The sequence below is a fragment of the Paenibacillus sp. FSL R5-0744 genome (assembly GCF_037972555.1).
GTDB lineage: Bacteria > Bacillota > Bacilli > Paenibacillales > Paenibacillaceae > Paenibacillus_AQ.
In genome coordinates this window covers 4,851,523-4,864,011 of sequence record NZ_CP150228.1, presented here as the reverse complement: position 1 = coordinate 4,864,011, position 12,489 = coordinate 4,851,523, and the positions used below count along the sequence as shown (strand labels likewise).

Annotated in this window: 10 protein-coding genes; all 10 read left to right on the top strand. The window is 42.7% G+C overall.

Translation table 11 applies throughout. The features are described 5' to 3' along the window. Positions 1-117: 117 nt before the first annotated feature. Complete coding sequence (locus MKY19_RS21540) at positions 118-1,254, top strand: D-alanyl-D-alanine carboxypeptidase family protein (protein ID WP_231573502.1); 1,137 nt, start codon at positions 118-120, stop codon at positions 1,252-1,254. A gap of 175 nt (positions 1,255-1,429) precedes the next feature. Continuing rightward, a complete protein-coding gene (gene spoIIAA / locus MKY19_RS21535) occupies positions 1,430-1,783 on the top strand; it encodes an anti-sigma F factor antagonist (RefSeq protein WP_042129729.1) in 354 nt (117 codons plus the stop codon). Next, positions 1,780-2,235 (top strand): anti-sigma F factor, encoded by a 456-nt coding sequence (gene spoIIAB / locus MKY19_RS21530; protein WP_042129726.1) that lies wholly within the window; start codon positions 1,780-1,782, stop codon positions 2,233-2,235. The genes spoIIAA and spoIIAB overlap by 4 nt, the downstream gene beginning before the upstream one ends. An 11-nt stretch (positions 2,236-2,246) precedes the next feature. After that, positions 2,247-3,002 (top strand): RNA polymerase sporulation sigma factor SigF, encoded by a 756-nt coding sequence (gene sigF, locus MKY19_RS21525; protein ID WP_042129724.1) that lies wholly within the window; start codon positions 2,247-2,249, stop codon positions 3,000-3,002. Between the two features lie 97 nt (positions 3,003-3,099). After that, entirely contained in the window at positions 3,100-6,033 is a 2,934-nt protein-coding gene (locus MKY19_RS21520; protein WP_339797558.1) for a PAS domain S-box protein, read from the top strand. Between the two features lie 40 nt (positions 6,034-6,073). After that, positions 6,074-6,736, top strand: a complete 663-nt coding sequence (locus tag MKY19_RS21515) for a response regulator transcription factor (RefSeq protein WP_076284516.1) — start codon at positions 6,074-6,076, stop codon at positions 6,734-6,736. A gap of 204 nt (positions 6,737-6,940) precedes the next feature. After that, complete coding sequence (locus tag MKY19_RS21510) at positions 6,941-8,539, top strand: methyl-accepting chemotaxis protein (protein ID WP_339797554.1); 1,599 nt, start codon at positions 6,941-6,943, stop codon at positions 8,537-8,539. Between the two features lie 41 nt (positions 8,540-8,580). Beyond that, complete coding sequence (cheB, locus tag MKY19_RS21505; protein WP_339266259.1) at positions 8,581-9,666, top strand: chemotaxis-specific protein-glutamate methyltransferase CheB; 1,086 nt, start codon at positions 8,581-8,583, stop codon at positions 9,664-9,666. Between the two features lie 191 nt (positions 9,667-9,857). Next, positions 9,858-10,862, top strand: a complete 1,005-nt coding sequence (locus MKY19_RS21500) for an AraC family transcriptional regulator (protein ID WP_339797551.1) — start codon at positions 9,858-9,860, stop codon at positions 10,860-10,862. Between the two features lie 191 nt (positions 10,863-11,053). Further along, positions 11,054-12,460 carry an MFS transporter gene (locus tag MKY19_RS21495; RefSeq protein ID WP_339797547.1) on the top strand — a complete coding sequence of 469 codons (1,407 nt, stop codon included), beginning with the start codon at positions 11,054-11,056 and terminating at the stop codon, positions 12,458-12,460. The last annotated feature ends 29 nt before the right edge of the window (positions 12,461-12,489 follow it).

Sequence of the window (12,489 nt, the reverse complement as noted above, 5' to 3'; positions counted from 1 at the left end):
CGAAACTGGAACACAGTACCTGTGATATGAAGGTTAACGTTCAGGAGGGGAACCATTGTGAGAAAAATGCGTTTTGCTGTGCTTGTGCTCTGTATCGCTGTATCGGTTCTAGGACCTATGTCAGGCGCTTATGCAGAAGAAAAAACCAAGGACTCTGGCAGTAATGCTGCCGCTGTAGACCTCGCACCGGGAGCACGTTCTGCTATTTTGATGGACGCTGGTACCGGAACTGTTATTTATGAGAAGAACAGCCATGATAAGCTGCCCCCCGCAAGTATTACGAAGATTATGACGATGTTACTAACGGTGGAAGCGCTGGATGAAGGAAGGCTGCAGCTGACTGATAAGGTGCGAACAAGCGAATATGCGGCTTCTATGGGCGGATCGCAGATTTTTCTGGAGCCTGGTGAAGAAATGTCGGTAGACGATATGCTTAAAGGTATCGCTATGGCTTCTGGTAATGATGCTTCTGTGGCGATGGCGGAGAAAATAGCTGGTTCAGAGAGTGCTTTTGTCGATCTGATGAATAAACGTGCAGAGGAACTGGGTCTAAAAGATACCCATTTTGCCAACTGCAACGGTCTTCCAGCCGCCAATCACTATTCCTCAGCTTACGATATTGCGGTCATCAGTCGTGAGCTTTTGAAGCATGATCAAATTATCAAATATACCGGTTCCTATCAGGATTACTTACGTAAGGATTCAACCAAACCGTTCTGGTTGGTGAACACGAACAAGCTAGTGCGTTTCTACACTGGTGCTGATGGTTTGAAGACTGGTTATACTGCTGAGGCAAAATTCTGTCTGTCCGCTACAGCAGCAAGAGATGGCCTACGTGCTGTCGCTGTTGTGCTAGGCGAGCCGAACACAAAGACGCGCAATAGTGAAGTGTCAGGCATGTTCGATTACCTGTTCTCGCAATATAAAGTACACACGATCCACAAAGAAGGGGATGCCATCGGCACCCTAAAGATTGAAAAGGGCGTAAAATCCGAGCTGCCGATAACGGCCAAAGAGACGTACAGTGTTCTTTTGAAAAAAGGTGTGACTCAAGAAGGCATTCGCCACGAACTAGTATTGCCGGAAAGCGTGAAGGCTCCAGTAGCTGAAGGTCAATCTGTGGGCAAGCTAGTGGTCTACCAAGGAACCCAAGTGATTAAGGAATATGAATTAAAAGCAGGGGAAGCTGTGCCGAAAGCAGGCTGGTGGAAGCTCTTTAAGCGCACAACAGGCTCGATGTTCGGCGTAGATTAAAAACAGTTTTTTTGTAGATTACCCCCATGTACTCTGTAGATTCATAGGGGTTTTCTTCTAGTTTTGTCGTGAGGCAGGATTCCTGATTTGCCGCGTAGAAAACCTTGTCCTTGAAGGGAATAGGTACTGTCTTTCAAGGTCAGTTTTCAAAGCAACGAAGAGGAGAGTGGCAAGCATGAATTCTCATGTGGAGATGGAGCATCACAGGGGTGTGTTGATTGTCCGTTTATCAGGGGAGTTGGATCATCACGCAGCCGATTTTGTAAGAATGGATATGGATGAAGCGATTATGCGTGGTCAGGTATCGCATTTGGTTCTTAGTCTTAAGCATCTGCAGTTTATGGACAGTTCAGGCCTAGGCGTGATTCTGGGAAGGTATAAACTGATCCACAGTAAAGGTGGAAAAATGGTTGTGTGTGATGCAACGGCACCTGTGAAGCGGCTGCTGGAAATGTCAGGCCTGTTCAAAATCATGCCCCTATATGACGACGAGAGTACTGCACTCTCGGATTTGGAGGTTGCGTTATGACAAATAGTAAGGCTGGTAACTTCATGAACGTGCAGTTCGCTGCACGCTCGGAGAACGAATCGTTCGCGCGTGTAGTCGTAGCGGCGTTCGTTTCCCGGCTTGATCCTACAATGGACGAGCTGAATGATCTGAAGACAGTCGTGTCGGAAGCGGTCACCAACTGTATTATTCATGGGTATGATAGTGATCCGGAAGGTATTGTGACCATTTCGGCATCGCTAGACAACGAAACGGTACATCTAACCATTGAGGATCAAGGACGGGGCATTGAGGATTTGGAGCTGGCGCAACAGCCGCTGTATACCTCTAAGCCAGAGCTGGAGCGGTCGGGCATGGGCTTTACTATTATGGAGAATTTCATGGATGAATTTGAAGTCACTAGTGAACCGGGACACGGTACTTCTATCTCAATGAAGAAAACCATCGTCTCGAAAAAAGCTTTATACAATTAGGGGTTGGAGCCATGGATGCAGAGTCAAAAAAAGCTCCGCCGACCTATTTGGACGATGCGGAGGTCAAACGTCTTATCGCGCTCAGTCAGGCCGGAGATAGTCTTGCCCGCGACACGCTTGTAAGCTGTAATATCCGACTGGTCTGGTCGGTAGTACAGCGGTTTATGAACCGCGGGTATGAGCCTGACGATTTGTTCCAGATCGGTTGCATTGGACTCCTGAAGTCCGTTGATAAATTTGACCTCAGCTATGAGGTCAAGTTCTCCACTTATGCGGTGCCGATGATTATCGGTGAGATTCAGCGTTTCCTTCGTGACGATGGCACCTTGAAGGTCAGTCGTTCCCTTAAGGAAATGGCTAATAAAGTTCGTAAGATGAAGGACGAAATGTCTAAAACGCTTGATCGTCTGCCTACGATTGGTGAAGTTGCGGAAGCGCTAGGGGTTACACCCGAAGAAGTGGTGTTCGCTCAAGAAGCCAATAAACCACCGACCTCTATCCATGAGACGGTGTTTGAGAATGATGGAGATCCGATCACGCTGATTGATCAAATCGCTGACGAATCACAGGAGCGTTGGTTCGATAAGCTGGCATTAAATGAAGCTATCGGAGGCCTCAGTGAACGTGAACGTCTGATTGTCTATCTACGCTACTATCGTGATCAAACGCAGTCGGAGGTCGCCAGTCGTCTAGGGATCTCTCAAGTGCAGGTATCCCGGCTGGAGAAGAAAATATTGCAGAATATCCGTGAGCAGATTGCTCAGTAGGATAAAGTTATTCATGTAATGACGCTTGTAAAATAGCGAATTAGAACAAAAAGCCGCCCCGAAAAGGGGGGGCTTTTTATGTGGAGGTGATCTTAATATGCATTCACTCGGTGACGAGAATGTGATCACATGGTCTATGGATATGGAAGAAAATCTGCTGACGATGTCGAGAATTTTAGAGGAATGGGCTGGTTGCACAAGTAAGACTAAACCGCACAGCCCTAGTTTTTTACGGGAACTTGTAAATGTAGTGGATCGTGATCGATATGATGCTTACATGGAAAGATTAAATGCTGGTCATATCAGTAGTCTTGAGTATCGGATGCAACTACCTACTGAAGGACTGAAGTGGGTTCAAAATATCGGCACGCCTATCCTAAATAAGGAGAACAAGGTCTGCCGAATAGATGGAATTATGCTGGACATTACTGAACAAAAAACGGCACAGATTCAATTAGAGAGCACATTTTCTTTGTATCAACAGATGTTCTCTAATCTAGATGTGGCGGTTTGGTCTTACGATTACGTATCTAAGAAAGTGTTATTTATATCGGATGCCATACTCAATATCACCGGTTATTCCGTTGAGCAGGCGAAAGAGGATGATTTTTGGCTTCGTATTGCTTATAAGGAAGAAAATCCCTTGATTCAAGAGATCATATCATCAGTTGGTCAAGGGATTCCACAACTTAGTGAATATCGAATTATCCACGCAAGTGGTGAGCCTCGATGGTTACAGGTCAGAATCATACCCAGTCTAGATGAATCCCAAGCGGTAGTTCGGCTTGATGGGATCTTGGCAGATATTACTGAAAGAAAGCTAATGAAGGAGGCTTTACTCAAAAGTGAACAGCGCTATAAATCCTTATTTGACTATAACTCAGACGTCGTATGTGAGGTGAATCTACAAGGTAATATTTTGGCAATCAATTCTGCGGCACAGCAAATTACTGGAGAAGCTTTAAGTATGGTCGGAGAGAACTTGTCCATCATGAATCTATTTGGAGTAGAAAATATAACGAGGATGTCGGATTATTTCGGAAGAACAGTACGGGGATCTGCTCAGCATTATGTTGTGGCCTCTTCGCGTAAGGATGGATCAGTGAGCCACTGGACTATGAAAAACATCCCAATTTATGTGAATAGTCGTATTGTGGGTGCTTTTGTTGTCGCTAAAGATATAACATCAACAGTAGAAGTAGAACAAAAGCTGGCACAGCGAGAAGCAGAGTACAGACTAATTATTAATAACATGAAGGATATGATGGGGGTTCTGGATCAGAAAGGAAATTTCATTGTAGCCTCCCCCTCCTGTGAGACCCTAATCGGTATTCCTGTAGGTTTAATCAAGGACACTACCATCTTAGAGTATATCGATCCAGATGAGCAAGAAAGCTTGCGTGAACAAATAACAAATATTTTTCGGACAAAAGCAAGTAAGATGTTTTACAATCGTTTTATTCACACAAAAGGTTATATCTTAAATTTAGAATGTCTTGCTACTCCCGTTCTAGGTGAGGATGGAGAAGTAATGAGTATCGTAATTGTAGCAAGAGACATTACCAAGAGAGTCCAAATGGAACAAGAATTAAGGGAAAGCGAGGAATTCAATCAGCAGCTGATCAAGATGTCGCCTGAAGCGGTCGTTCTGCATAGCGATTATAAGTTTGTTTATGTAAATTTCTCTTGTCTTGGATTATTTGGAGTTAGCGATGAGAGTCAATTGATCGGTAAAAATATTTTCAATTGGGCGCATCCGGAGTATCTGCCGCTGGCGAAAGAACGCATGCGTGAGATCTATAAAGAACCCTATAAGATCTTAGTTCCTATTGAACAAAAGGTCGTACGTTCAGATGGGACGATTATCGATGTAGAGGTAACAGCTAGCTCCATTTTGTACAAAGGAAAAGTCGCATGTATCTCTATATTTAGGGATATTAGTGATCGAAAAAAAGCAGATGAGGATAGACAACATACAGAGCAGATTATTCGAGAGAGTGAGGAACGGTATTTTCGCCTGCAAACGAGTCTCGATCAGTTCTCCGAAGATCTTTTTGGTGTGATGAAGATTAGTCATATGGAACAGCGGTTACTTAGAGAAGTCAGAGAAACTCTGCAGATAACAAATATAAAATTTATCGCAGTTGAATCTAACCATGATAAATTATGTGAAATTATCGAGACGGAGCAAGGGTATTCACTCAAGATCGGGGAGTCCCGAGGAAAGAGCTACTTGCTATCGATTAACGAGAAGACGCTTTTACTAGAAATCAGTTCTATTCGTGTGTGGCTGGAGACGATTACCCGTTATGTCAGTGTTCTCTTTGATCATTTTTTGCTTATCGAAGATTTAACGAAGGATCTTGAGCTAGCGGCTTCTAAGCAAGTGGCCCCTACATGGCTTCTTCGCTTTATGTTTAATTTATCAGAGAATGAGCGAAAACGGCTTGCTCAGGATTTACATGACTCAGCGCTCCAAGAACAGATTATCTGGTATCGTAAGCTGGATTTTCTCTTAGGTGAAAGGTCCATTAATGGGGAACTTAGAGAACAACTAGAACAGATCTCAGAAGGTTTACTTGATGTTATTTATCAACTGCGGATTATTTGTAACGAGCTCCGACCTCCTGCATTAATTAATGAAGGTCTTATCTCCTCGCTGGAGACGTTGTTTGAATTTACGCAGCTACGTACCAACTATCAGATTTATTTCGAGTCTGAAGGATTCACGCATAAGTTAGATGATGAAGTGCTTATAGGTCTGTACCGTATTGTGCAAGAGCTTTTAGCTAATGCAGCAAAGCACTCTTTTGCGACAGAAGTCCACATCACCTTAGCTAGTGAAGACAATCATATTCATTTGGATTATAAAGATAACGGAATCGGAATGAATTTATTTGGTGAGGATTCACTTACAAGTATGGGGATTTATGGGATGAAGGAAAGGGTTCGAAGTATGGATGGGTCAATAGTATTCCGATCGCCAGATAAAAAGGGATTAGCGGTCAATATATCTATACCTACAGATTAATCATGCGGCATAACAATTGGATAGAGGGGTAGTCATAGGCATGATTCAAATATTGTTAGTGGATGATCATCCATCTGTTATGGAAGGGACTAAAATGATATTAGAGCAAGAGGGAGACATGAAGGTTACTCTAGCTAATTCAGCGGATGAAGTGCTTGAAATGGTGAGTAGTCATTCCTTTGACGTAATGTTATTTGATCTTCATATCGCGGATGTGAATGGGATTGATTTGGCGAAGCAGGTATTAACAATGAACGCGGATGCGATTATCTTAATCTACACCGGATATGAATTTACTAACAAATTTAACCTGATGATCGAATCGGGGATCTTTGGGTTTATCTCAAAAACAACCAATAGAGAGCAGTTGATTACAGCGGTACGATGTGCATTAAGAGGGGAAGTCATTCTACCGCGGACCTTAGTCAAGCAGTTAAGAAAAGTACCGCCTAAAGGATTAGAAATCAATGATGAACAAGCAACCTCCATGATTAGCAAAAGGGAACATGAAATGCTGACGGAAATCGCAAAAGGAAAAAGTAATAAGGAAATAGCGGAGATTGTGCTTATGAGTCAGCGGTCACTAGAATATAGTTTAACGAATTTGTTCCAAAAGCTAAATGTGAAATCTAGAATTGAAGCGGCTATAAAAGCTAAACGGCTCGGAATATTGAAGGAATCAGATTTTACTAATTCATTGTGAAAATACGTAACAACCCTATAGATTGAAATCCCGATCACTAGATAGTGAGGCGGGATTTTTTGTTTTGCGCGTCATTGCGGAGGTACGCAATAATTTTGCGTGATCACGCTATTTATTTTCGGTTACCATATTCTTCTTACCGTTTATGATGAAATAGTTCCTAAGAATTACTAAAAATTGACTAACGTAATGAGGTGCAGAAGGATGAAATGGTTTTATAATTTGAGAACAGCAGTGAAGCTAATCTCAGCATTTGTGTTGGTATCAGTCATTTTATGCTTTGTAGGATTCTATGGAATAAGTAATTTGAGTAAGATGGATGAGTCCATCGAGGATATGTATAAAAATCGCTTAACACCGATTGCCTATCTCGGTGAAGCGAATGAACTTTTTTTAACGAATAGAATAAACATCCGGGATATAAATACGATGGCCCAAACCGAGGTGAAGAAAAAAGAATATCGGGATAAATTACATAAGAATGTCCAAAGCATTGAAGACATCATGAGTAAATATAGTAAGACAAGATTGAGAGAAGAAGAATTAGAGAAAATGAAGGATTATCCTGAGATCTGGCAACGCTATACCACCAGCGTGGATCATGCAATTGAATTGGATAAGAAGATCATTAGTAATGAAGAATATACGAATTATTTGATAACAGGAGATTTACAGCTGGCCACTACGGAGATGACGGATTTCTTGCAAGGTTTAATTGACATCAATATGAAGCAGGCACAGGAATCCAGTGATAACGCCAATGAATTATATCAATCCTCTCGGTTGATTACCTTTAGTGTTACTATCATTGCACTTTTAATCAGCGTGGGTTTTGGCTATCTAATCTCGCAAATTATAGCACGGCCTCTTAATCAAGTGATGCGCCTGCTAGGTAAAGTAGCCAACGGAGACTTAAGCGAAACTTCGAATCTAAATTCTAAGGATGAGATCGGAAAACTTGCGAATTCTGTGAATGAAATGGTTCTGAACTTAAGGCATACTGTGGGGGGGATTTTGTCCTCTGCGGAAAGTGTCTCGGCGGCAGCACAGCAAATATCAGCAAGTACTGAGGAAGTAGCTAGCGGCAGTATGAGTCAAGCCACTGCAGCGCAAACGATGAATGAGTTGTTCCGAGAATTGTCTGAAGCGATTAATTCAGTAGCTCAGAGTGCAGAGCAAGCCTCAGAGCTGTCAGATCATACGATGCGTATTGCTCAGGATGGAGGTGCGGTGGTTACTGACTCCATTCAAGGGATGACGTTACTTAACAACCAAATGTCTAGACTAGAAGAAGGCTCAGATAAAATTGGCGAGATCATTGCGGTCATTGATGATATTGCAAAACAGACAAATCTGCTGGCTCTTAACGCAGCTATAGAAGCGGCTCGTGCAGGTGAACAGGGCCGAGGCTTTGCCGTTGTAGCGAATGAAGTAAGAAAGCTAGCAGAGCGGAGCAGTGAGGCTACTAAGCAAGTCACGGACATTATTAAAGAAATGCAGAAGAATACGCAGCATAGCGTGAAGGCTGTAGTCGAAGGCGTAGCATTTTCACAAAAAAATGGGGAAGCCTTTGATCATATTCTCTCTATGGTGAACGATACCGCTCATAAAGTAACAGAAATTGCTGCTGCCAGTGAAGAACAGGCCGCGCAGTCATCAGAAGTGTTGTACTCGATCGAGAGCATATCGGCAGCAACGGAAGAAATGGCGGCAAGCAGTAGTGAAACGGCAACAACGGCTAATGCATTAGCACAGCTTGCGGAGGAACTAAATGCACTCGTATCTATTTTTAAAGTTAAATAAGCCGTGTCATGGGGATCATCATTGATAGGAGAGGAGAAGTAGTGCAAAAGTTAAAGGTGCTCGTTGTAGCTACTTCAGTAATGATGCGTAAACAGATCTCGAACCTTATTGCGGAGGATTCAATTATCGAGGTCATTGGAGCAGCTCGAAATGCATCCGAAGCGGTTAGCATGGTTCAAGAACTCAGGCCTGATGTCGTGACGATTGATATAGAAGTGCCAGAATTGAATAGTTTAGTAGCGCTCTCTAGTATTATGTCGCAACGTCCAACCCCTATCCTTATCCTAAGCTCGGGATCAAAGGATGGAATAACAGCAACTATCACAGGTCTACAGAACGGAGCTGTAGATTTTATATCCAAGCCCACTCAAATCCATGGACCTGATTTGTCCCAAATAAAAGACGAGCTAATATTCAAAATTAAACAAGCTGCTCAAATTCCTTTGAGAACCCTTATCCTTAACAATATTACTGTTTCGAAAGTGATGACAGGACTACAGGCAGAAGACAATTCTAAGAACGGATGTACGGAAGAATTCGATCAAATCGTAGCCATAGGATGTGGAGTTGGTGGTCCGAAGGCGCTTGAAATCGTAATTAGCTCGCTCCCGGCAAACTTCCCATATCCTTTATTAATCGTTCAGCATATGCCACCCAAGTATACGAAAGTACTAGCAGAACGATTGAATCGATTCTCAAGTGTACGGGTGGTTGAGGCGAAAGATGATCAATTGGTACATGGCGGAACGGCATATATTGCACCTGGTAATTGTCATATGACCGTAGTTCAGCAAGGGCAAGTATGTAGAATCAAACTTCACAAGAAAGCTTCAGTGAACGGATACCGTCCATCCATTGATGTATTGTTCGAATCGATTTCTGGACTGAAAATCTTGAAGCAGCATTTGATTCTAATGACCGGAAGGGGAAACGATGGCGCGAGAGGCATGCTGATTGCCAAACAAGCTGGCGCCCAATCTACCCTTGTAGAGTCGCAAGAGACTTCGATTGTAAATGAAATGCCTGAAGCGGCGGTTGAGCTCAAGTGCGTGGATTATGAAGTTCCTTCATTTTTGTTAGCCTCGAAGATTATGGAGGTTACGGGGATGTTGGACGAACAAATTTGATGAATAATCATTACCATAGGCGTTGGTAGGAGGAAAATCCACCAACGCTTTTTTATGTAAACCTAGGGTTTCATCCCAAGTGGGGATAAAATTCCTATAGATTATTCCATGTTGACACCTCCAAATGATAACGATTATCATTTGAGTTGTGAATGGCTTTAATTGTATTGGCGAAGAAGGAGAGGCTTTCGATGGCTTTAAAAATATTGAATTTGGAGATTCATGATCTTTTTGAACAATTTACAGAGCGGATAGAAGGGCATGTTGAGCACAACCAGTGGGAACAACGTCTTACCATACCCTCGCATATCGGTCAGGGAAGCATTACACGTACGCGGATTCGTCCAGGTATGGAGATCATGTATACGGATATAACTTACGTACAAGATATGAAGCTCTACATTCAGGAAGCTTGTCCGTTATTCGAACTAAGCTATAACGTGAGTGGAGAAATCTATTGCGAATGGAACGGCAAGGAAAGTCACACGGAGAAACAAACAGGCAATGTTCTTTTTTTAGAGGATGTTCAGGTGTATGAAGAGAAAAAAGCTGGTGTCTCCAATCAATTGTTAGAAATACGGCTAGCTCCTAGCGAACTGCTGTATTATGCCGGAGATCTAGCGGAGAAACAACAGATGGAGACCTGGCTTAAACATCATCATGGAAATATTGACCGTTATCCTGACACTGCGGCGATTCGAAAATGTGTCTTTGAAATGATCCATTGTACTTATCATGGAACATTGAGACGATTATATATGGAGAGCAAAGCGCTTGAATTTATCGCTTTATTTGGGGAGTCCGATGGTTACGGCTCTAAGAGCGGGAGTATGACGTTCCGGCATGATGATATTATAAATCTAAAGCGGGTACATGAGTTGGTGCAAATCCATTTCGAACAACCGCTGTCCATACGTGAGTTAGCCAAGCGGGTAGGCATCAATGAATACAAGTTAAAAAAGGGTTTCCGTGAGTTATTTGGCATGACGATCTTCGAGCTTGTTCGTATAAAGCGGATGGAGAAGGCACTTTGGTACATGGAGGTAGAAGGTTTGAATATAGGAAAAACAGCCGTTTCGGTCGGATATAGTAATGTCAGCAATTTCACGACAACCTTCCGTAAGCACTACGGCTGCAATCCAAGCGAGTACTTAAAACGTATCGAACAACAGACTTTGGAGCGAAATAGGATCTAGAAGGATTTGTACTTACAGATGGCTTCATGCAGTAGGACATAGGGTTCGGAATCGAACACTATATTCTGCCTGTTTGAGGTTTTTTTGTGTTTGCTCCCTTATCAAGGAGTAAACCTCCCTTAACAGGTAGAGAAAAAGACTATTATAATTGATAATCATTATCATAGATTTCATGAAGAGGTGGTCATACAATGCAAGAAGTTGATTCGCGACGTTGGTATGCGCTTTGGGTTATTTTACTTCCAACATTACTCATTTCATTGAATACTTATATGATTCAAGTCGCCCTTCCATTAATGCAAAATCGCTTGAATGCGAGCTTCTCTGAAGCACAGCTTATCGTCACCGGATTTTCGCTAGGATTAGCTGTGGCGTTGATCATTAGTGGAAAGCTTGGGGATATATACGGCAGAAAACGAATGCTGATTATCGGAGTGAGTGGATTTACGATTATGGCGGTGTTGGGTGGTTTGACCTCAGATCCGACACTTCTGATTGTTATTCGCATCGTACAAGGTATGGCAGCTGCGCTTATCCAGCCTCAGGTTTTGTCTACACTTCAGGTCAGCTTTCTGCCAAAGGAAAAAGGGCTTGTTTTCGGTATTTATGGTGCAATGATTGGCATTGGATTCGCTTTCGGATTCATTCTCGGAGGCACTATTGTGAATTGGAATCCGTTCGATCTCGGTTGGCGGACGGTATTTTTTTTCAATGTGCCCTTCGGACTTCTCGTCCTGCTGTTAATGCCGATTGTTCCTGAAACAAGAGCCGAGCAGACGCACAATATTGATTGGACGGGAAGCTTCCTACTGCTGATCAGTTTGTTTCTGCTGATCTATCCGTTATCTGAGGGACAAAAACAAGGGTGGCCCTTGTGGATCTCAGGCTGTCTAATTATAGCTTTATTCGTGTTGTTTACTTTTATCTGGGTTGAAAATCGGAAAGGAAAGCAGGGGAATTGTCCATTAGTCGATTTGTCTATTTTCAGACATCGAACATTTAGTGTAGGTCTGGCGACCGTGCTTGTCCTTTATCTAGGCATGTTCTCCTTTTTTTTTGTTTTAAGCTACTATATGCAATTTGGCTTGCACTATAATGTTCAAGATACAAGTTTGGTTTTTTTGGCTATAGGTATAGGTTTTTTTCTGACTTCCCTGATATCGTCTCGAATGGTCAGAAGATGGGGGATGAGTGTACTTAAAATAGGAGCGTTGATGATGGGATGCTCTAGTTTATTGCTTATATGGGAGCTAAATGTGGATGCGACGCATCTGCTGGGCGCACGAAATATTTTAATATTATTGATATATGGCTTCGGTCTCGGCATGGCTACTACACCATTAGTCAACGTCACGCTCAGTTCAGTACCAGCAAGGATTACGGGCACAGGATCAGGTCTGATCACTACATTTATGTATTTAGCAAACTCGTTAGGGGTGGCTCTAATCGGTATTTTGTTCTCCACTTCGTTGAAACATTCTCTTTTGGAAGCAGATTTATCGGATTATGTAAGGGCGTTTTCCTTCTCACTGGCAGCTATCGGAGGACTTGCTTTTACTGGTTTTGTTTGTCTTTGTTTCTTGCGAGAGCGGAAATGATAGAGGAGGAATCAAGTTTTCTTGTTTTG

Coding starts and splice junctions, on each gene's coding strand:
- MKY19_RS21510 (WP_339797554.1), top strand. CDS start 6,941: ATGAAATGGTTTTATAATTTGAGAACAGCAGTGAAGCTAATCTCAGCA.
- MKY19_RS21540 (WP_231573502.1), top strand. CDS start 118: ATGTCAGGCGCTTATGCAGAAGAAAAAACCAAGGACTCTGGCAGTAAT.
- spoIIAB (WP_042129726.1), top strand. CDS start 1,780: ATGACAAATAGTAAGGCTGGTAACTTCATGAACGTGCAGTTCGCTGCA.
- MKY19_RS21495 (WP_339797547.1), top strand. CDS start 11,054: ATGCAAGAAGTTGATTCGCGACGTTGGTATGCGCTTTGGGTTATTTTA.
- MKY19_RS21520 (WP_339797558.1), top strand. CDS start 3,100: ATGCATTCACTCGGTGACGAGAATGTGATCACATGGTCTATGGATATG.
- spoIIAA (WP_042129729.1), top strand. CDS start 1,430: ATGAATTCTCATGTGGAGATGGAGCATCACAGGGGTGTGTTGATTGTC.
- MKY19_RS21515 (WP_076284516.1), top strand. CDS start 6,074: ATGATTCAAATATTGTTAGTGGATGATCATCCATCTGTTATGGAAGGG.
- MKY19_RS21500 (WP_339797551.1), top strand. CDS start 9,858: ATGGCTTTAAAAATATTGAATTTGGAGATTCATGATCTTTTTGAACAA.
- sigF (WP_042129724.1), top strand. CDS start 2,247: ATGGATGCAGAGTCAAAAAAAGCTCCGCCGACCTATTTGGACGATGCG.